Below are 20,431 nucleotides of genomic sequence, written 5' to 3' on the forward strand. Positions count from 1 at the left end.
CCGCGATGCAAGGTGAGCGCCCTTCGCTGCATATGTGCGCGCCACCCGCCATTCACCTTGAACCGCTGGTGATTGGTAAGACGCCTGGGGGACCCGTGAGGATGCCCCCCGGAAATCCTGTGAGTAACTCCACAGGGAGTAAGTGATACCTGAGAGTAACGACGAGGTGCGTTCAGTGGCGGCGCAGCCTCTCGAGGCAGCGACGGCCGAGGACTTTCACGAGTTCCTTGGACGAAGTCTGGTGCACCCCGCGCGCTCCGGCCCGGGCCGGAGGAGCCGCGGCCACCGCCGCGAGCGCCCCGTACAGGGCCTGAGCGGCCACCTCGGGTGCGATCCGGACCTCCGCCGCCGTGGCGCGGGCGGCCGGTTCCGGCGCGGCGGACAGCAGCTCCGGATCGCCTATGACGCGTACGCCCATCGCGGTGATGCGACCGGCCATCTCGGCGCCGATCTCCGCGGCCGCCGCCACCGCCCAGGCGGGGGTGGAGATCTTCACGTCGTGCGACGCGGGGCTGCACGCGTTCTTCATATGCATGACCGCGCCGTTGCGAATAAGTTTCGAATAAAGCTCGTCCGGCAGGCCATTGCCCCGGAATTCCTTATTAAGATTCCGCAGCATTTCGGTCTCGGCGAGGGTGAGCGAACGATTCGCGGTGTCCGGAACCGGCCGCAGGAGATGGGCCGGGAGACCGAGCAGGGTCTCGAAGGTGCGCATCAGCCCCTCGCGGTCCCGGTCGTCGACCACGACGACGGTGACCCGGTCGGCGCCGACCACCCGCACCCAGCGCTCGATCAGCCGGTCGTGCCGGTGGCGCCGCCAGAAACTCGGATTGGGCTTCTCGTAGGGGGCCTTGCGGAGCATGTGCTCCAGCCAGTCCTCGTAGCCCATGCGCAGCCCGTTCTGCACGTACTGCTGCCACTGCGAGGGCATGATTCTCGCCAGCGGCCGCAGCGTGACCAGGACGTGCACGCGGTCGCCGCCGAGCTGCCCCACGACCCGCTCGACGGTGGCGTCGTCCGGCGCGTCCGCGAAGAACTCGCTGCTGATCACGGAGGTCCTCGCGCCGGTGGCGCGCACCTGCTCCAGCAGCTGCTCCCAGTGCCGTTCGGTGGGCGTGGTGTCACCGATCATCCCGCCCCGGGAGCAGGCCGCGAGCACGGCCTGCATGGGGTGCCTGCTCGTGGCCGGGAACTCGACGCCGTAGGCCGGCATCCTGTCCTTGGCGCCGAAGAGGGCGCCCTGGATCGAGGTGGTCCCGGTCTTGTGCGGGCCGATGTGCAGCAGCCGGGTGCCGGCGGGCAGCGGGGCCGGCTCCGCGCACGGCGGAGTCCGCTCCGCGGGCGCGTTCACCGGGGCGTCGTCTCTCGTACAGTCCGTCTCCATGGTCAAGGGACGGTAAGAGACGTTCCTTGGGGTTCGCTGAGAGGAGCCTGGGGCACAGATGAGTCCCAGGCTCCGGTCACACCGAATTCACACCTGGTGGACGCCCGGCCTGCCGTCCGTGACCCTGAATCTCGCCAGGGTGCGGGCCGTCGCCTTCGTCTTCGTCTTCAGGACGGTGCTGACGACCCGGACCTGCGCGTCGACGGCGTCCTCGCGGATGTCGAAGAGGTGGTAGCCGCGATGGGCGTCGATCGGCTTCCAGTGCGGGTTCCCGGCCTTCAGCGGGTCCCACTGGGCGTGGAAGGCGGCCTGGTCCTGGTCGCCGTTGCTGGAGATCGACGTACCGACGAACTCGGCGCCGACGACCGCCGAGGACGGGTCGGCGAAGTCCCGTCTCAGGTCGCTGATCATGGTGAGGTGCCGGTCGCCGCTGAGCACCACCGGGTTGCGCACCGACGCCAGCTCCCCGAGCAGCGCGTTGCGTTCGGCCTGGTAGCCGTCCCACGCGTCGTAGTACCAGAGCTTGCCCGGCCCGGCCAGCAGGTCGGTCTCCGCCATCATGATCTGCGAGGCGACGAGGTTCCAGCGGGTGCCCGAGTTCCTCAGCCCGTCGGTCAGCCACCGCTTCTGCGCGGCCCCCAGCATGGTGAGCGCCGGATCCTGGGCGCCCTCCTGGCTGACGGCCTGGTCGCTGCGGTACTGGCGGGTGTCCAGCACGTTGAGCCGGGCGAGGCGGCCGAACCGCAGGGCGCGGTACATCCGGATGTGCGGGCCGTCGGGGATCGCCGTGGCACGGACCGGCATGTGTTCGTAGTACGCCCGGTAGGCCGCGGTCAGCCGGGCCGTGAACGCGTCGTGCGTCTGCTTGTCGGGGTCCTGCGGGACCTCCCCGGCGAAGTCGTTGTCCACCTCGTGGTCGTCGAAGGTGACCACCCAGGGCGCCCGGGCGTGCATCCGCTGCAGATCGGGGTCGCCGCGGTACTGGGCGTACCGGTTGCGGTACTGCGTGAGCGTGTACGGCTCACCGCTCCCCTCGTGGCGCCGTACGCCCGTCGCGGAGGGCCCCGACTCGTAGATGTAGTCGCCGACGAAGAGGACGACGTCCGGGTCCTGCGCCAGCATGTCGGCGTACGGCGTGAAGTAGCCGTGCTGCCAGTTCTGGCAGGAGGCGAGCGCGAGGCGCAGCGAGCCGCCCGAGGCGAGGGGCTGGGGCGCGGTACGGGTGCGGCCGGCCGGGGAGATCCGGCCGCCGGCGCGGAAGCGGTACCAGTAGTCGCGGCCCGGCTTCAGTCCTCGTACGTCCACATGAACGCTGTGCCCGTACTCGGGCCGGGCGGTGGCGGTGCCCCGGCGCACGGAGGAGGCGAACCGCGGGTCGGGCGAGATCTCCCACTGCACGGCCACGTTCTGTTGCGGCATCCCGCCGCCGTTCAGCGGGTCGGGGGCGAGGCGCGTCCACAGGACGATCCCGTCGGGTGGGGGTCCCCCCACGCCCTTAAGGCAGTGGGGGAGGGTCGCCGGAGGCCACGCCGAGGCTGAACACGTTCTCCGGCAGGGTGCTCGCGGCGGCGTGCGCGATGGCGGGCACCCACAGCTGGGCGGAGGCGGCGGCGCCGAGGACGGCGGCGCCGGCGGTGAGAAGACGGCGGCGGTCGGGGGACGCGACTCGGTCGGTTCCGGCGGCCATGGGGGGAACTCCCTTGCGTCACTGGCGTCTTGACGCAAAGAAGGTGGCACGGCCGGCCGGTCGGCAGGCTGAACGGAGGACCGCACATACATGACGAGCGCGCGGACAACGAAGGACCCGTCGCGGGAGCGCTCCGCGACGGGTCCTCGGGCGTGGCTCAGAAGGGCTCGAAGCCCTCGAACTCCTGGGCCGCCTCGTCGCGTTCGGCCTGCCGGTCCCTGCGGCGCTGGCTGGCCGGGCGCGGGGCGTCGAAGCGGTGGTCCTCACCGCGCCGGCCCAGCATCTCCGCGCCGGCCATGACGGACGGCTCCCAGTCGAAGACGACCGCGTTGTCCTCGGGGCCGATCGCGACGCCGTCGCCGGACCGGGCGCCCGCCTTCATCAACTCCTCTTCCACACCGAGGCGGTTGAGGCGGTCGGCGAGGTAGCCCACGGCCTCGTCGTTGTTGAAGTCGGTCTGCCGCACCCAGCGTTCGGGCTTCTCGCCCCGGACGCGGTAGAGACCGTCCTCCTCCAGCGTGACGGTGAAGCCGGCGTCGTCCACGGCCTTGGGCCGGATGACGATCCGCGTGGCCTCCTCCTTGGGCCGGGCGGCCCGCGCCTTCCCGACCAGGTCGGCCAGCGCGAAGGACAGCTCCTTGAGCCCCATGTGCGCGACGGCGGACACCTCGAAGACGCGGTACCCGCGCGCCTCCAGGTCCGGCCGCACCATCTCCGCCAGGTCCTTGCCGTCCGGGACGTCGATCTTGTTCAGGACGACGATGCGGGGGCGGTCGCCGAGCCCGCCGTACTGCCGCAGCTCCTCCTCGATGATGTCGAGGTCGGAGACCGGGTCGCGGTCGGACTCCAGGGTCGCCGTGTCCAGGACGTGCACCAGCACACTGCACCGCTCGACGTGCCGCAGGAACTCGAGCCCGAGGCCCTTGCCCTGGCTGGCACCGGGGATCAGGCCCGGGACGTCGGCGATGGTGTAGACGGTCGACCCTGCGGTCACGACGCCCAGGTTCGGCACCAGGGTGGTGAACGGGTAGTCGGCGATCTTCGGCTTGGCGGCGGAGAGCACCGAGATGAGCGAGGACTTGCCGGCGCTGGGGTAGCCCACCAGGGCGACGTCCGCGACCGTCTTCAGCTCCAGCACGACGTCCCGCAGGTCGCCCGGCTCGCCGAGCAGCGCGAACCCGGGCGCCTTGCGGCGGGCGGAGGCCAGGGCCGCGTTGCCGAGGCCGCCGCGGCCGCCCTGGGCGGCGACGAAGGAGGTGCCGTGTCCGACGAGGTCGGCGAGCACGTTGCCCGCCTTGTCGAGCACGACGGTGCCGTCCGGCACGGGCAGGACGAGGTCCTGGCCGTCCTTGCCGGAGCGGTTGCCGCCCTCGCCCGGCTTGCCGTTGGTGGCCTTGCGGTGCGGGGAGTGGTGGTACTCGAGGAGCGTGGTGACCGACTGGTCGACGGTGAGGATGACGTCGCCGCCGCGCCCGCCGTTGCCGCCGTCGGGCCCGCCGAGCGGCTTGAACTTCTCACGGTGGACGGAGGCACAGCCGTGGCCTCCGTTACCCGCGGCGACATGCAGTTCGACGCGGTCCACGAAGGTGGTCATGGTTCAGTGCCTCCAGAGACGTACGGATCTGTTTCTTGCGTAACACGCGAAAGGCGGACCCGCCTTCCCGTGAGGGAAGTGAGGTCCGCCTCGCGAAGCGTTCGGGCTCAGCCGTGAATCAGGAACTGACTCAGGCGACCGGAACGATGTTCACGACCTTGCGGCCACGGTGGGTGCCGAACTGCACCGAACCGGCCTGCAGGGCGAACAGCGTGTCGTCGCCGCCGCGGCCGACACCGGCGCCCGGGTGGAAGTGGGTGCCACGCTGGCGGACCAGGATCTCACCCGCGTTGACGACCTGACCGCCGAAGCGCTTCACGCCGAGCCGCTGGGCATTCGAGTCGCGACCGTTCCGGGTGGACGATGCGCCCTTCTTGTGTGCCATGTCTCCTCAGTCCCTTACTTCGCAGCCGCGGGGATCTCAGTGACCTTGATCGCCGTGTACTGCTGGCGGTGGCCCTGACGACGGCGGTAGCCGGTCTTGTTCTTGTAGCGCAGAATGTCGATCTTCTGGCCCTTGTGGTGGTCCACGACCTCGGCCTGGACCTTGATGCCGGCCAGCACCCACGGGTCGCTGGTCACAGCGTCGCCGTCGACAACGAGCAGGGTCGAGAGCTCGACCGTGTCGCCAACCTTGGCGGTGGAAATCTTGTCAACCTCAACGATGTCGCCGACAGCAACCTTGTGCTGGCGACCACCGCTGCGCACGATGGCGTACACGCGGATCTCACTCTCTCGCTCGGGAACGGCACCCCCGCAGTCCAGCCGCCCGGGAACAGTCACGGACAGCCTCTCCCGGCCACCGAGGTACCGGTATCCGGGAGGAAGAGGTTTACGGGGATGTGGCGCGCCTAGGGGACACACCGACGCTCAAGGTTACGGGGCACCCCAGCGAGGGTCAAACCGAGCCCCGTCGCCCGTATGCTCACAGCGCGAACGCAGAGACCGGAAGGCGAACAAGTGAACTACAGGGTCCAGCCCAGCGCGCAGGTCGACGAGAGTGCCGAGATCGGCGCCGGCAGCAGTGTCTGGGACCTCGCGCAGATCCGTGAGGGCGCCCGCCTCGGCGAGGGCTGTGTGATCGGCCGGGGCGCGTACGTCGGCTCGGGCGTGCACATGGGCGACAACTGCAAGCTGCAGAACTACGCGCTCGTCTACGAGCCCGCCGAGCTCGGCAACGGCGTCTTCATCGGCCCGGCCGTGGTCCTCACCAACGACCACAACCCGCGGTCCGTGGACCCCGACGGCAAGCAGAAGCGCGGCGGCGACTGGGAGGCCGTCGGCGTGAAGATCCTCGACGGCGCCTCGATCGGCGCCCGCTCGGTCTGCGTGGCGCCGATCACCATCGGCCGCTGGGCGATGGTCGCCGCGGGCGCCGTCGTCACCAAGGACGTCCCCGACTTCGCCCTCGTGGTGGGCGTCCCGGCCCGGCGGATCGGCTGGGTCGGCCGCGCCGGCGTCCGGCTGACCGAGCGCGAGGGCGAGAGCGGCGTCTGGGAGTGCCCGAAGACCGGCGAGCTGTACGACGAGAAGGACGGCGCCCTCACCGAGCGCACCGCCTGAGAAGCGGCACGCCTCCCGCCGCCGGGCGCAGATCCGGCAACACGCCGCCCCACCCTCACCTCACCGGGCGCGGCGCCGTCGGCGCACCGGCCGCCACGCCCGGCGGCGCCTGCCTTGACGAGCGGACGCAGGCCCGGGCAGCGGACACCCCTGCCCGGGCGGTCCTCGGCCCACCGGGTGTGCCGTCGGCCGGTGTGCCGACGGCCGTGCCCGGCGGTACCCGTGCCGCCGAGCGCGCCACCGCGCCCTCCGGCCACCGCACCCGTCGGCCTTCACCCCACCGGGCATGGCCTGGCTGCCGCAGCGCTCCCCGTGCCCGGCGGCACCCGCCCGACGAGCGCGCCGCCACTGCCCCCGGCGGTCCTCACCCGGCTGGGCGTGGCTCCGGCTTCCGGGCCGGGTGCCATGCCCAGTGGCGGTCCACGGCCAGGGGCAGGCCCAGGATGACCGGTGTCCACATCAGGACGCCGAGGCGGTCCGCCTCCTGGACGAGGGGGTGGTCGGTGACCACGAACGCCCCGCTGAGCGCGGCCGCCCCGGCCAGCCAGCCCAGTCCCCCGCCGTAGCGGGACAGCGCCCAGACGGCGAGAGCCGTGAGGGCCAGGAAGTACGGCAGCCCGGCCTGCTGGGCCGCCCAGTCCCGCCAGAACCGGCCGGCGAGGCCGAGCAGATCGCCCCAGGGGTCGGAGACCTCGGGCAGCCGGAAGTGGTGGGTGAAGGTGTCCTGGAGGGTCACCTGCGAGGACGGCAGTGCCAGCGCCTTCATCGCCACGGCCACCGAAGCCGCGGCCGCCGCCGACACTCCCGCCAGGACGGCCGTGCCCCGGTGCCGCAGCCGGGGCGAGAGGCACAGGGCGCCCGTCGCGGCCGCCGCCACGAACGCCGCCAGGACCAGGACCGACGAGTAGCGGGTGACCGCGCCCGCCCCGTACGCCAGCGCCGTGACGGCCGCGGCCGTCGGCAGGGAGCGGCGGCGCAGCAGCACCAGACCGCCCCACAGCGCGCCGAGCGTGCACACCGTGAACAGCCCCTCGCTCAGGGCCTGGTCGCTCCACCAGCCGAGCGGGCAGACGAGGAAGACCACCTGCCCGGTGAGCGCCGCCGTCCGGCTCAGCCCCGCCCCCCGCCGCAGCAGCCCGAAGACCAGCAGGGAGCCGCCCACGGCCGTGAGCAGGCCGAGCAGCCGCATGCCGTCGAGCACGCCGAAGGCACCCACGAAGGGCGCGGCGAGCAGCGGGTATCCGGGGCGATTCGCGAAGATGGCCTGGTAGCGCGGGTCCGCCGTGGTGATGTCCCGCGCGTCGGCCCAGTGCTCCCAGCACGTGCGCTCGGCGGCGCTCTCCAGGGCGTGCGCGCTCGTGCGGTTCGTCGGCGCCAGCCGCGCCACGTGCGCCTCACGGCGGGCCCGGCTGGTGCAGTACGCCGCCAGCGCCGTGCGGTGCGCCTCTTCCCGGGAGGCGCCCAGGTACTGCTCGGCCGCGCGGGCGTACCGGTAGGAGTCGGGGAACAGCGTCCACTGGGGGCCCGCGGCGAGCTGCAGGACGGCGTACACGACACAGACCAGCAGGGGAAGGGCGGCCCGCAGACGGCGTGGGCGGCCGGCGGTGCGCGCAGTGGTCGGCGCGGTGTGGACGTCCGACACGAACGGGTCCCCCGGGCATAGGAAAACGGCCCCGGCCGACTGGCCAGAGCCGCATCCTACGACGGTCGGCTGTGTCAGCCGCCGATGACCACCCGCCGCACGCCCTTCCACGCCTGCGGGTCCGTCGTACGACGGCCGTCGACGAGGACCGTGACGTCCGGCAGGTCGGCCGGGGTCAGGGTGCGGTACTCGGCGTGGTCGGCCTGGAGGATCGCCGCGGTGACCTTCTCGCCCTGGTGCGGGGTGAGGCCGTGCGCGGACAGTTCCTCGGCCGTGTACATCGGGTCCGAGACGAACGGCACCGCGCCGCGCGCCTTGAGGGCCTCGACGGTCGGGAAGACGCCGGAGAACGCCGTCTCCTTCACGCCGCCGCGGTAGGCGGCGCCCAGCACGAGGACGTGGACGCCGGTCAGGTCGCCGTAGGCGGCCGCCAGCAGGTCCACCGCGTACTCGGGCATCGCGGCGTTCGCCTCACGGGCGGAGCGCACCACGGTCGCGGCCGGGTCGTTCCACAGGTACATCCGCGGGTAGATCGGGATGCAGTGGCCGCCGACGGCGATGCCCGGCTGGTGGATGTGGCTGTACGGCTGCGAGTTGCAGGCCTCGATGACCTTCTTGACGTCGATGCCGTTGCTGTCGGCGAACCGCGCGAACTGGTTCGCCAGACCGATGTTGACGTCCCGGTAGGTCGTCTCGGCCAGCTTGGCGAGCTCGGAGGCCTCGGCGGTGCCCAGGTCCCAGACGCCGTTCGGCTGCGGCAGGTCGGCGCGCTCGTCGAAGTCGAGGACCTGCTCGTAGAACTCCACGCCGCGGGCCGTCGACGCCTCGTCGATGCCGCCGACCAGCTTGGGGTAGCGGCGCAGGTCGGCGAAGACCCGGCCGGTGAGGACGCGCTCCGGGGAGAACACGAGGTGGAAGTCCTCGCCCGCGGTCAGGCCCGAGCCCTCGGCGAGCATCGGCGCCCAGCGGGTGCGGGTGGTGCCGACCGGGAGGGTCGTCTCGTACGAGACCAGCGTGCCGGGCTTGAGGCCCTGCGCGATCGCCCTGGTCGCCGCGTCCATCCAGCCGAAGTCCGGGACGCCCTCGGCGTCCACGAACAGCGGGACGACCACGACGACGGCCTCGGACTCGGCGACCGCGGACGCGGTGTCCGTGGTCGCGCTCAGCAGACCGGCGTCGACGGCCTGCTTCAGCTTGACGTCCAGGTCGTGCTCACCGGGGAACGGCTCGACACCGGCGTTGACCAGCTCGACGACCTTCTCGTTGACGTCCGCGCCGATGACCCGGTGGCCCTTGGAGGCGAACTGCACCGCCAGCGGGAGCCCGATCTTGCCGAGCGCTACTACACAGATGTTCATGGAGGGTCGCTACTTCTTCCTTTTGGAACGGGACTTCAGTTTCCGGACAAGGCCCCCCAGCGCCCGCCGGACGACAGTCCTCTTCGGGGGGTACATCTGGGCCGTGTCGACCACCACGCGTCCCTTGGGGTTGACCAGGGCCGACGCCCGGTACGGGTCGTCGTCCCGGCCCCACCTGCGGGCCAGCGGCATGGGCAGCCCCTTGCCGCGCACGGGGATCTCGTACGTCGAACCGGCCACGTCCAGGTACACGCGCACGCCCCGCTTACCGGTGACGAGCTCCAGCGGAACCCGGGCGTGCAGCACGCTGGCGGCGCCGTCCGCGGCCGGCTCCACCCGCATCTCCCCCACCACGGGGGCGAGTTCGTGCCCGGGCTGCAGCCGGCGCGCGCCCGGCTTGTCCGCCGACTTGGGCATCGCGCCCTTGACCAGCCGCAGGGCCGCGCCGGCGCCCTGGACGTCACCGAGGACCGGCACCCGTACGGACGCCGTGTAGGCGAGCGCCTCGCCCTGCTGCTCCCAGCCGGAGGCCAGCAGCTCGGTGCCCTTGGCGAGGCGGCCCGGGACGGCCTCCCCGACCAGCTCGTAGACCCGGTCCGGGACACCGATACGGTGGTCGCGGAAACCGGGGTAGCGGGCGTAGGCGCGTTCGCCCTCGACGACGAACGGGGGCGCGCCGTGCTCCTGCTCCGAGGAGATCGCCTCGGCCAGCTCGTCGACCGCCCCGGCGTGCGCCAGCGCGATCCGCACCCGGCGCTTGACGTCCATGGCGTCCCGGATGCCGTCGGTGAAGTAGGCGTCGGCGAGCCGGCCGATGCCCGAGCACAGCTGCCGCTGCAACTCCCGGTCCAGCGAAGGGAAGTCGTCCTGGACCAGCTTGGCCAGCTCCCAGGTGAAGTGCCGGCGCAGCACGGCGTCGCGCTTCGGGCCCTCCTCGACCAGACCGGCGGTGAAGTCCATGATCTCGGCCGCCGCCCGCAGCCGCGCCAGATGGTCGGCGCGGTAGGTGATGTTGCTGGCGTCGCCGCGCTTGACCGCGTAGTAGCAGGTGTAGTCGGCCACCACCGAGATCTTCCGGGCGCGCACGCACGCCTCGATGGTGAACGGCTGGTCGCTGCCCACGGGCAGGTGCTCGGGGAAGCGCAGGTGGTACTTCTCCACCATGTCCCGCCGGAACAGCTTGGTGTTGGCGAGGGTGAACGGCAGCGCCGAGTCGTACAGGCTGACGTCCGCGACGTTCTCCTTGTACAGCGCCTGGTGCACGTAGCGGCCGTTGGTGCCGACCATCTTGCCGACGACGACGTCCGCGTCGTTCTCGTCGGCGCACTTCACCATGCGCTCCAGCGCCTCCTCGCCGAGGTGGTCGTCGGAGCCGATGAAGTAGACGAAACGGCCGGTGGCCACGTCCAGCGCACGGTTGCTGGGCGCGGCCGGGCCGCCGGAGTTCGGCTGGTGGATCACCTTGACGGTGTCCGGGTACAGCGCCGCGAACCGGTCCAGTTCGCGGCCGCTGTCGTCGGTGGAGCCGTCGTCGACGGCGACGATCTCCAGGCGCTCTCGGCCGATGCTCTGCCCGATCAGGGAGTTCAGACACTCCGTCAGGTAGGGCATCGTGTTGTACACCGCGACGACGACGCTGACGTCCGGTGTGCCGCTCATGCTCCCGCCTCCACCGGTCTGCGCTCGGCCGCCGGGCGGACCGCGCCGCCGGGAACCAGCCGGGTGTAGACCTTGTCGAGCAGTTCGGCCTGGGCCTCCCAGGTCCACTCCTCGAGCAGGCCCGAGGTGTCGTACACGCCCCGGTAGCGGGCCGCGTCGCCGAGCACCGACTTGACGGCGCGCACGTAGTCCTCGACGTCCTCGGCCTTGAAGACCTCGCCCTGGCCGGTGCGCTGGACCATCTCGCCCATCGTCTTCACATCGCTGACGACCAGCGGCAGCCGGGCGTGCGAGTACTCGAAGAACTTGGTGATGAGGGCGATCTCGTGGTTCGGCCAGTGGTGGATCGGGATGACCCCGAGGTCCGCCGCCGCGAGGAAGCGCACCACCTGGTAGTGCGGCACGTACGGCAGGATGTGCAGCCGGTCGGAGACGCCCAGTTCCTCGGCGCGCTCACGCAGGCCGCGCATGTACTCGGACTCGGTGTTGAGCACCACGAAGGCGGTGTGCACCTCCGACAGCTGCGGCAGCGACTCGACCATGATGTCGAGGCCGCGCTGCGGGGCGGCGGCACCGCTGTACACGGTCAGCGGCACGTCGTGGCCGATGCCGCACAGCTCCCGCAGGTCCGGGACCGGCTCGGCGGCCTGCTCCGGCGAGATCTCCGCGTCGGGCGCGTTGAGCACGACGGACGGACGCTCCTTGAGCGAGTGCCGCTCCTGGAGCATCCCGGCGAGCGTGTCCGACACCGTGGTGACGGCGTCGGCGAACCGCGAGTACTCCAGCTCGTGCGCGCACTGCGCCTTGTGCCAGCGCGGGTGGGAGTTCCACGGCTTGATGCCGGGCAGGAACTCGTGCGCGTCCCACACCAGCTTGACGTCGCGGCCGCGGGCCCGGGCGCGCAGGACGGCGCGGGCGCCGACGCCCAGCATGCGGAAGTCGTTGGCGTGGATCAGGTCCGGGTCGAGCTCGTCGATGACCTTGCCGTACGCCAGCTCCAGGTCCCACAGGTGCGGGTCGAGCCTGCGCCAGCTGCGGGTGCCCATCGTCCGGTGCCAGAACGCGGTGGTGAACCGGTCCAGCGGGCCTTCCATCTCCTTGCGGCGCTTCTCCAGCTTGGCGGTCTTGCGCGCCCGCAGGTTCACCCAGTTCTGCACGAACCGGGACGCCAGCCGGGGCAGTACCAGGCGCAGCTTGGTGAGGAACGAGCCCTCCTGCTGGGCGAGGATCAGCCGGATGTTGAGGTCGGCGCGCCAGGCCTTGATCTTCTGCCGGCGGTACGCGGCCAGCGGCCCGGGCTTGTAGGCCAGCGGCGAGCGCAGCACGGCCCGGCGGTACTCGTGACGGCGGCGGTGCATCGGCCCGGGCACCGGCAGCAGACGCACCTGCGCCTTGCCGATCTCCCAGGTCGTCTCCTGCTTCCCCTTGCCCTTGCCGAGCAGGATCACGTCCCACCCGGCCTCGGCGGCCGAGCGTGCTTCCTTCTGCACGCGCGAGTCGCCGTTCACCCCGTTGTCGACGAGCATGACGATGCGGCCACGCACCGACTTCTGCGCCGACGTGTTCTCAGCTGCCATGAGTTGCCAGGTCCTCCGCCTGAAGGGAAACGCTACGGTTCTCCGTCGCCGATTGCAGCACCGCGGCCGCCACCTGAACAGTGCGCATTCCCTGGCGCAGGGTGCAGATGTCGGCGTCCTTGCCGAGCACGGCGTCCCGGAAGAGCTCGTGCTCGACCAGCAGCGGCTCACGCTTGGGGATGGCGTACCGGATCATGTCGCCCTCGGACACCCCGCGGAACGCCTGCAGCGCCTCCCACTCGGTGGTCACGGCGGCGTTGGAGTGGAACGTCAGGTCGGCGGTGAGCGTGTCGGCGATGAAGCAGCCGCGCTCGCCGGTGACCGAGGTGAAGCGCTCCTTGAGCGGGCTCAGCCAGTTCACCAGGTGGTTGACCATGGTGCCGTCGTCCAGGCGGCCCACCGCGGAGACCATGTCCTCGTGCACCCGGCCGCTCTTGGAGACGGTGTGCGCGGCGATGGACACGTACTCACGCCCGGTCACCCAGCCGGTGAGGTCGATGTCGTGGGTGGCGAGGTCCTTGACCACGCCGACGTCCGCTATGCGGTGCGGGAAGGGACCCTGGCGGCGGGTGACGACCTGGTAGACGTCACCGAGCTCGCCGGCCTCCAGCCGGGCCCGCAGCGAGCGCAGCGCCGGGTTGCACCGCTCGATGTGACCGACACCGGCCACCAGGCCGCGCGACTCGAACGCCTCGACGAGCCGGCGGGCGCCGTCCACGGACTCCGCGACCGGCTTCTCGATGAGCGCGCACACCCCGGCCCCGGCGAGCGCCAGGCCGACCTCCTCGTGGAGGTGGGTGGGGCAGGCCACGACCGCGTAGTCGACGCCGAGGGCGATGAGCTCCTCGACGGTGTTCAGGATCGGCGCGCCCTGGGCCGCGCCGAACTTGTCGCCCATCGGGTCGACGACGCCGACGAGGTCGACGCCCTCCAGACCGGACAGGACCCGGGCGTGGTGACGCCCCATGGAACCGAGACCGACGAGTCCCGCCCGCAGCGGCTTCCCGGTGCTCACAGCTGCTCCCCCAGCGCGTTGACGGCGGCGGCGATGCGCTCCAGATCCTGGGCGGACAGCGCCGGGTGGACCGGCAGCGACACGACCTCGGCGGCGGCGCGCTCCGTCTCGGGCAGGTCCCAGGTGCGGCCCGCCTTCTGGTCCGGCTCCCAGTACGGCTTCAGCCGGTGGATGGGGGTCGGGTAGTACACGGCGTTGCCGACACCGGCCTCGGTGAGCTTCGCCATGGCGGCGTCGCGGTCGCCCAGGATGCGCACGGTGTACTGGTGGTAGATGTGCCGGGCGCCCTCGGCGACCTTCGGCGTGACCACGTTCGGCGCGGTGATGTGCTCGGTGAGGTACGCGGCGTTGGCGATGCGCCGCTCGGTCCAGCCGGCGAGCTTGCCGCGCTGCACGCGGCCGATCGCGGCGGAGACGTCCGTCATGCGCACGTTGGCGCCGACGATCTCGTTGGCGTAGCGCTGCTCCATGCCCTGGTTGCGCAGCAGGCGCAGGGTGCGGGCGACCTCGGCGTCACCGGTGGAGATCATGCCGCCCTCGAGGCTGTGCATGTTCTTCGTCGGGTAGAAGCTGAACGTGCCCGCGGCACCGAAGGCGCCGACCGGGGTGCCGTTCAGGGCGGCCGCGTGCGCCTGGCAGGCGTCCTCGACGACGGCGAGCCCGTGCTGCTCCGCGATCGCCATGATCCTGTCCATCGCGGCGGGGTGGCCGTAGAGGTGGACCGGCATGATCGCCGCGGTGCGCGGCGTGAGGGCCGCCTCGACCGCGGCGGGGTCCAGACAGAAGGTGTCGGGGTCGATGTCCGCGAAGACCACGTCGGCGCCGACCAGCCGCACCGCGTTGGCGGAGGCGGCGAAGGAGAACGAGGGCACGATGACCTCGTCACCCGGGCCGAGGCCGAGGGCCATCAGCGACAGGTGGAGCGCGGAGGTGCCGGAGTTGACCGCGACACAGTGGCGCCCGTCGACCAGCTCCGAGAACTCCTCCTCGAAGGCGGCCACCTCGGGGCCCTGGACGACCCGGCCACTGCGCAGCACGCGTACCGCGGCCTCGATCTCCTCCTCGTCGATCACGGGTCTGGCGGCCGGTATGAACTCATGGGCGTCGGTCATCGACATCCCCTCCTCTACGGCGACCTCGAAGGCGCACCACGTCATGCAAGGTCGGGAAGGGGCCGTGTCGATGCCCAGCACGGCCGCATCCCTGGTTGTCCACCGGCGCCTGTAGGCGAGTGGACGGCTTGTACACAGGAGCCCGCCCCCTGAGGGATCCTTGCGGGAAGTCAGCCGTACCCGGTATGGGACCGGATGTGCTCATCGGCTGTGGTCACGGTGTGCATGTCTTTGGCCACCGGGACCAGACTGCACGTTACCAGTACGCGGACGGCAATTTTCTTCAGCGTTACCACAGAGAAACCACCGCCCTGGGTGCCCTCCATCACAAGCAAGACACAGCGTAACTCTCCGGTAATCACAGTGCGACGCGAGGTGAAGGACGCCACGCGGGACAGTGCCGAAGGCGCGGGCGCCCGGATCACTCCGGACGCCCGCGCCTCGCTCTCCGCCGAAGCGGGGATCAGTCCTCCGCGGAGGCCGAGACGGCCGGCGCGCTCTGCTGCGCGGCCGCCGTCTTCTTCGCCGCGGTCGACTTCGCGGCGGCCTTCTTGGCCGTCGTCTTCTTGGCGGCGGTCTTCTTCGCGGCCGTCTTCTTGGCCGCCGCCGTCTTCTTGGTGGCGGCCTTCTTCGCCGTGGCCTTCTTGGCCGTCTTGCGGGCGGCCGTCTTCTTGGCCGGAGCGGCCTCCGGCTCCTCGGCGGACACCTCGGCGGCAGCCGCCTCCGTGGTGGCGGCCTCGGCGGCCTCCGCCTCCGTGCCCTCCGCCGGTGCCGACGGGACGACCACGACGGCCGTCTCCTCGGGCGCGGTCGGCGCGGTGGCCTTGCGCACGGCACGGCGCCGCGGGCGGGCCGGGGCCGCGCTCTCGGCGGCGGGCTCGACGACCGGCTCGACAGCGGACTCGGCCGGCTCCACCGGAGCGACCGGCGCCTCGGCGGCGGGCGGCTCGACGACCGTCACCGCGGCGGCCTCCGCACCGGCGGGCGAACCGGCCGGCGCGGACACCTTGCGGGTGGCGCGACGACGGGTACGGCCCTTGGGCGCGGCCTCGTCCTCGGCGGGGGCCGGGGCCTCGACGACCGGGTCCTCCACCGCGACCGGCTCGGTGTGCGCGGTGACGGCCTCGGCCGGCTGCACCGGACGCCCGGCCTCCGTCTCGGCGGTCACCTCCTGCGCGGTGGGCACCTCGGCGAGCGCCTCCACGGACGCCCCGGCGGGCTCCGCCGTGACGAGCGCCTCGGAACCGCCCGCCCTGCGCGCGGCACCCCTCGGCGCACCGGCCGGAGCGGACGCCCGGCGGCTCGCCCGGCGACGGCCGCGCCCACGGCCGGCCGCGGCCTCCGCCTCGGCGATGCTGCTGTACAGCTCCTCGTCCGGCGCGAAGTCGGGCGCCGTGAGCGCGACCGGCTCGGCCGCCTCGGCGGCGATCTCGGCCTCGCTCTCGGCCTCCTCCTCGATGCCCACCAGCGGCTCGGCGGCCTCGACGGCCACGGCCTCGTGCTCGTGGGCGTCGCCGCCACGGCCGCGCTTCTTGCGCTTGCCGCCGCCTCCGACGGACGTCGGCTGCTCCATGTGGACGATGACACCGCGCCCGTTGCAGTGCACGCAGGTCTCGGAGAACGACTCCAGCAGGCCCTGCCCGACCCGCTTGCGGGTCATCTGCACCAGGCCCAGCGAGGTCACCTCCGCCACCTGGTGCTTCGTACGGTCGCGGCCCAGGCACTCCAGCAGGCGGCGCAGCACCAGGTCCCGGTTGGACTCCAGCACCATGTCGATGAAGTCGATCACGATGATGCCGCCGAGGTCGCGCAGCCGCAGCTGACGCACGATCTCCTCGGCCGCCTCCAGGTTGTTCCTGGTGACCGTCTCCTCGAGGTTGCCGCCCTGACCGGTGAACTTGCCGGTGTTGACGTCGACGACGACCATCGCCTCGGTCCGGTCGATCACCAGCGAACCGCCGCTGGGCAGCCAGACCTTGCGGTCCAGCGCCTTGGCGAGCTGCTCGTCGATCCGGTACGTGGCGAACACGTCGACCTCGGAGGTCCACTTCGACAGCCGCTCGGCCAGGTCGGGCGCGACGTGCGAGACGTACCCGTGGATGGTCGACCAGGCCTCGTCGCCGCTGACGACGACCTTGGAGAAGTCCTCGTTGAAGATGTCGCGCACGACCCGGACGGTCATGTCCGGCTCGCCGTACAGCAGCGTCGGCGCGTTGCCGTTCTTGGCCTTCTTCTGGATGTCCTCCCACTGCGCCTGCAGCCGCTCGACGTCACGGCGCAGCTCGTCCTCGCTCGCGCCCTCGGCCGCGGTGCGCACGATGACGCCCGCGTCCTCGGGGACGATCTTCTTGAGGATCGTCTTCAGCCGCGCCCGCTCGGTGTCGGGCAGCTTGCGGCTGATGCCGGTCATCGAGCCCTCGGGCACGTACACGAGGTAGCGGCCCGGGAGGGAGACCTGACTGGTCAGACGGGCGCCCTTGTGACCGATCGGGTCCTTGGTCACCTGGACGAGGACCGACTGGCCGGACTTCAGGGCGGACTCGATGCGACGCGGCCCGTTGGCCATGCCGAGCGCCTCGAAGTTGACCTCACCGGCGTACAGGACGGCGTTGCGCCCCTTGCCGATGTCGATGAAGGCGGCCTCCATCGAGGGCAGCACGTTCTGCACCTTGCCCAGGTACACGTTGCCGACGTACGAGGTCGACTGCTCCTTGTTGACGTAGTGCTCGACGAGCACGCCGTCCTCCAGGACGCCGATCTGCGTGCGCTCGCCGCTCTGGCGGACGACCATCACCCGCTCGACGGCCTCGCGGCGGGCCAGGAACTCGGCCTCGGTGATGATCGGGACGCGCCGGCGGCCCTGCTCACGGCCTTCGCGGCGGCGCTGCTTCTTGGCCTCCAGACGCGTGGAGCCCTTGATGGACTGCACCTCGTCGGACGGCTCGGCGGGCTTGCGGGGCTCGCGGACCTTGACGACCGTGCGCTCCGGGTCACCCTCGCCCGGCTCGGCCTCGGTGGAGGTGTCCCCGGCGCGACGGCGACGGCGACGGCGGCGACGGCTGCCGGCGGTGGAACCCCCGGCCTCCTCCTCGGCGTCCTCTTCCTCCTGCTCGGCGGTGTCCTCGGCGTCCTGCGCGGCCTGTTCGGCCTGCTCGGCGGCGAGGTCGTCGGAGTCGGAGTCCCCGCCCTCGGCCTCGCCGTCGGCGGAGTCGCCACGGCGGCGACGGCGCCCGCCACGGCGACGGCGGCGGCGCGACCCGGTGTCCTCGCTCTCCTCGTCGCCGTCGACGGCGTCCTCGGCGGCCTCGTCGGCCTCCTCCGGCTCGGTCTCGTCCTCGGCGACGGGCGCGGCGCTCGGCCGCTCGGGCCGTTCGGCGGCCTCGGTCTCCTCGGCGAAGGCGGCGCCCCGGCGGCGACGGCGACGGCGCGGACCGGCCGGCTCCTCCACCGCGAGCTCCTCGGTCTCGTCGGCCTCGACCGGCTCGGCGGGCTCCTCGGCCACGGCGGCGGCAGCCTCGGCGGCGGCGCGCTGCGGCGTCTGGAACTGCGGCTCGGTGAAGACCGGCGCCTGGAACACGGCGACCGCGGGACGCGCGGGCCTGCGCGGCGCCTCCTCCTCGCCGTTCTTCACGGGCTCGGGCTCGGAGAAACCGACGGCGGCACGCCGGACGACACGGCGGCGGGCCCGCCGGGAACCGGTCTCCTCGTCCGAGGGGGCCTGGGCGACGGCGGGCTGGGCAGCGGGGGCCTGAGCGGCGGTCTCGGCGGCCTCGGGGGCCTCGGGGGCCTTCGCCTCGCCGGCGGGCTCGGCGGGAACCTGCGGCTCGCTCTCGGCACCGGCCTCGACGGGCGCGGACACCCGGCGGGTGGCACGGCGTCGCGTACGCGACGCGGGGGCGGCCTCGGCGGGCGCCTCGGCGGACTCGGCGGCAGCGGCGGGCGGCTCGGCCTCGTCGGCCGTCGGGGCCTCCGCGCTCACCGCGGCCTCGGTGTTCACCGCGGTCTCGGTCTGCGCGGCCGGCTCACCGGCGGGCGCGGACACCCGGCGGGTGGCACGGCGACGCGTGCGCGGCGCGGGAGCGGCTTCGGTGACGGCGGCCTCCTCGGCCGGCTGCGTGCCGGACTCCGCGGCGGGCGCCTGGGCGGCGGCCTCGGCGGCGGGGGTCTCGGCAACGACGGTCTCGGCGGCCTCGGCCGGCGCCGGAGCCCCGGCGGGCGCGGACACCCGGCGGGTGGCACGGCGGCGGGTACGGCGCGGCGCGGCGTCCTCGGCGGGCGCGCTCTCCTCGACGGCCGCCTCCTCGGCGGCCACGGCCACCACGGCCTCCGCGGTCTCGGCGGGGGCGGTCGCGGGGACGACGGTCTCGGCGGCCTCGGCCGGTGCCGGAGCCCCGGCGGGCGCGGACGCCCGGCGGGTCGCACGGCGGCGCGTACGCGGGGCGGGGGCCTCGGCGACGGCGGCCTCCTCGGCCTTCTCCGTCTCCTCACCCTCCTGCGCGGTCTCCTCGGTCACCCGGGCCTCCTCGGCCTCGGCCAGGGCCGCCGCGGCGGCCTCGTCGGCCTTCACGTCCTCGTCGGTCCGGACGCCCTCGACGGTCTCCTCCGCCAGCTGTTCGGCGGTCTCCACGGCCGGTATGGCCGGCGCGGTGATCTCGGCCGGGGCCTCGGCGGCGCCGGACGGCGGACCGGCCGGGCGGGAAGCGGCACGGCGCCGGCGTCGCGGCGGCAGGGTGTCGCTGGGGGTGTTGTTCTGTTCTTCGGAACCCTGGGTGGGTTCGGTCGGCTCGAGCATGCGGGTGGGTCTCCCGTCAGGCTCCCGGGCGCCGCGCTGGTCCGGCGCCGATCACAAGGGATCGGTCACCGCTGACGTCCGCGGCTCGCGCGTTGCGCGGTGCCGCCGTCCGGGGCGCGGCCGCCGCACGGGAGCTCTCTGTGTCCTGTCTCGCCGGTTCCGTAGCCCTGTTGCGACGGCCTGGCGAAAGTCTTCTGTGTCGGTGCGCTGCCCGACCCAGGTGGCTCCCGAGTACGAGGGCGGCGCTACGACGTCCGTCCCTGTGCGGAACCTTCCTTACGCCGGCGCCTTCGCGGCGGCAGTCGCATCGGCCGTTGTGAAGGCCTCGGCTGCCTCGCGGTCGGGCGCGAGCGGGTCGGTCACCGCGCCGGTCTCTTCATCGAGCAGCCCCTGCGCCAGCCTGGTCACCGCTGCGGGGACCGGCGGCGCCAGGTCGGCCACGGCGCGGAGACCGGACAGGACGTCGTCGGGTCGTACGGCAGGCGTCACGTGCCGAACAACCAGCCGCAGTATCGCACAGGGCTGGTCGGTCGGCCTATCAGCCGTTTCACTCAGTGTTTCGAGGTGTACGACCGCCGGGCGGGCGTCGAAGGTGCGCACGCCGTTCTTGGTCATGCGCTGGACCTCGACGGACTCGGCGGCGTCGAAGGCCCGGACGGCGCGTTCGGCGTCGGCCGGGTCGACTCCGTCGAGCCGCAGTTCCCACACGGAGGCCGTGAGCCGGTCGGCGAGGCCCGAGGTGCGGGCCTCCACCGCGTCGACGATGTCGAGCCCGGTGGGCAGCGACTCGTCGAGCAGGACTCGCAGCGTCTCCGGTTCCCGCGCCGCGGTGAGCGCGATCTCCAGGTACTCCGCCTCACTACCCGTGCCGGTGGGTGCGGCATTGGCGTACGACACCTTCGGGTGCGGCGTGAACCCGGCCGAGTACGCCATCGGCACCTCGGCACGGCGCAACGCACGCTCGAAGGCGCGCTGGAAGTCACGGTGGCTGGTGAACCGGAGGCGGCCGCGCTTGGTGTAGCGCAGTCGGATGCGCTGCACCGCGGGT

At 72.5% G+C, this 20,431-nt stretch carries 13 protein-coding genes and 1 pseudogene; 1 reads left to right on the plus strand and 13 read right to left on the minus strand.

Features of this window, described 5'->3' with window-relative positions; genetic code table 11:
- Positions 1–172: 172 nt before the first annotated feature.
- The 5 genes and pseudogenes from ACFY2L_RS04755 to rplU form a co-directional block, all read right to left on the minus strand.
- Positions 173–1,384 carry a hypothetical protein gene (locus tag ACFY2L_RS04755; protein WP_390821477.1) on the minus strand — a complete coding sequence of 404 codons (1,212 nt, stop codon included), beginning with the start codon at positions 1,382–1,384 and terminating at the stop codon, positions 173–175.
- An 87-nt stretch (positions 1,385–1,471) separates the two neighbouring features.
- A pseudogene (locus ACFY2L_RS04760) lies at positions 1,472–3,071 on the minus strand (alkaline phosphatase D family protein).
- A 157-nt stretch (positions 3,072–3,228) separates the two neighbouring features.
- Entirely contained in the window at positions 3,229–4,665 is a 1,437-nt protein-coding gene (gene obgE / locus ACFY2L_RS04765; RefSeq protein ID WP_390655302.1) for a GTPase ObgE, read from the minus strand.
- A gap of 130 nt (positions 4,666–4,795) precedes the next feature.
- Positions 4,796–5,050: a 50S ribosomal protein L27 gene (rpmA, locus tag ACFY2L_RS04770; protein ID WP_010041940.1), complete on the minus strand. Its 255-nt coding sequence runs from the start codon at positions 5,048–5,050 to the stop codon at positions 4,796–4,798.
- 14 nt (positions 5,051–5,064) lie between these two features.
- Complete coding sequence (gene rplU / locus ACFY2L_RS04775; protein ID WP_004931419.1) at positions 5,065–5,385, minus strand: 50S ribosomal protein L21; 321 nt, start codon at positions 5,383–5,385, stop codon at positions 5,065–5,067.
- Positions 5,386–5,625: 240 nt separating this feature from the next.
- On the opposite strand from rplU, the gene ACFY2L_RS04780 reads away from it, so the two are divergent.
- Positions 5,626–6,228, plus strand: coding sequence for an acyltransferase (locus ACFY2L_RS04780; RefSeq protein ID WP_390655301.1), 603 nt, complete (start codon positions 5,626–5,628; stop codon positions 6,226–6,228).
- A 364-nt stretch (positions 6,229–6,592) separates the two neighbouring features.
- Here the strand turns inward: ACFY2L_RS04780 and ACFY2L_RS04785 are convergent, their stop codons facing one another.
- The 8 genes from ACFY2L_RS04785 to ACFY2L_RS04820 form a co-directional block, all read right to left on the minus strand.
- A complete protein-coding gene (locus tag ACFY2L_RS04785) occupies positions 6,593–7,870 on the minus strand; it encodes a hypothetical protein (RefSeq protein ID WP_390821478.1) in 1,278 nt (425 codons plus the stop codon).
- A gap of 74 nt (positions 7,871–7,944) precedes the next feature.
- Entirely contained in the window at positions 7,945–9,228 is a 1,284-nt protein-coding gene (locus ACFY2L_RS04790) for a nucleotide sugar dehydrogenase (RefSeq protein WP_390655299.1), read from the minus strand.
- 9 nt (positions 9,229–9,237) lie between these two features.
- Positions 9,238–10,887, minus strand: a complete 1,650-nt coding sequence (locus tag ACFY2L_RS04795) for a glycosyltransferase family 2 protein (protein WP_390821479.1) — start codon at positions 10,885–10,887, stop codon at positions 9,238–9,240.
- A complete protein-coding gene (locus ACFY2L_RS04800) occupies positions 10,884–12,464 on the minus strand; it encodes a glycosyltransferase family 4 protein (RefSeq protein ID WP_390655297.1) in 1,581 nt (526 codons plus the stop codon). The genes ACFY2L_RS04795 and ACFY2L_RS04800 overlap by 4 nt, the downstream gene beginning before the upstream one ends.
- Positions 12,454–13,479 carry a Gfo/Idh/MocA family protein gene (locus ACFY2L_RS04805; RefSeq protein ID WP_390655296.1) on the minus strand — a complete coding sequence of 342 codons (1,026 nt, stop codon included), beginning with the start codon at positions 13,477–13,479 and terminating at the stop codon, positions 12,454–12,456. The genes ACFY2L_RS04800 and ACFY2L_RS04805 overlap by 11 nt, the downstream gene beginning before the upstream one ends.
- Positions 13,476–14,591 (minus strand): DegT/DnrJ/EryC1/StrS family aminotransferase, encoded by a 1,116-nt coding sequence (locus tag ACFY2L_RS04810; protein ID WP_390655295.1) that lies wholly within the window; start codon positions 14,589–14,591, stop codon positions 13,476–13,478. The genes ACFY2L_RS04805 and ACFY2L_RS04810 overlap by 4 nt, the downstream gene beginning before the upstream one ends.
- A 463-nt stretch (positions 14,592–15,054) precedes the next feature.
- A complete protein-coding gene (locus ACFY2L_RS04815; RefSeq protein WP_390821480.1) occupies positions 15,055–19,383 on the minus strand; it encodes a ribonuclease E/G in 4,329 nt (1,442 codons plus the stop codon).
- Between the two features lie 276 nt (positions 19,384–19,659).
- Complete coding sequence (locus ACFY2L_RS04820) at positions 19,660–20,424, minus strand: TIGR03936 family radical SAM-associated protein (protein WP_390821481.1); 765 nt, start codon at positions 20,422–20,424, stop codon at positions 19,660–19,662.
- Positions 20,425–20,431 lie beyond the last annotated feature (7 nt).

The organism is Streptomyces sp. NPDC001381 (assembly GCF_042895685.1).
Classification (GTDB): Bacteria; Actinomycetota; Actinomycetes; order Streptomycetales; family Streptomycetaceae; genus Streptomyces.

Bases quoted from the DNA above. Each gene is read 5' to 3' on its own strand.
- ACFY2L_RS04815 (WP_390821480.1), bottom strand. From the start codon at position 19,383: ATGCTCGAGCCGACCGAACCCACCCAGGGTTCCGAAGAACAGAACAAC.
- ACFY2L_RS04755 (WP_390821477.1), bottom strand. From the start codon at position 1,384: ATGGAGACGGACTGTACGAGAGACGACGCCCCGGTGAACGCGCCCGCG.
- obgE (WP_390655302.1), bottom strand. From the start codon at position 4,665: ATGACCACCTTCGTGGACCGCGTCGAACTGCATGTCGCCGCGGGTAAC.
- ACFY2L_RS04800 (WP_390655297.1), bottom strand. From the start codon at position 12,464: ATGGCAGCTGAGAACACGTCGGCGCAGAAGTCGGTGCGTGGCCGCATC.
- ACFY2L_RS04795 (WP_390821479.1), bottom strand. From the start codon at position 10,887: ATGAGCGGCACACCGGACGTCAGCGTCGTCGTCGCGGTGTACAACACG.
- ACFY2L_RS04790 (WP_390655299.1), bottom strand. From the start codon at position 9,228: ATGAACATCTGTGTAGTAGCGCTCGGCAAGATCGGGCTCCCGCTGGCG.
- rpmA (WP_010041940.1), bottom strand. From the start codon at position 5,050: ATGGCACACAAGAAGGGCGCATCGTCCACCCGGAACGGTCGCGACTCG.
- ACFY2L_RS04810 (WP_390655295.1), bottom strand. From the start codon at position 14,591: ATGACCGACGCCCATGAGTTCATACCGGCCGCCAGACCCGTGATCGAC.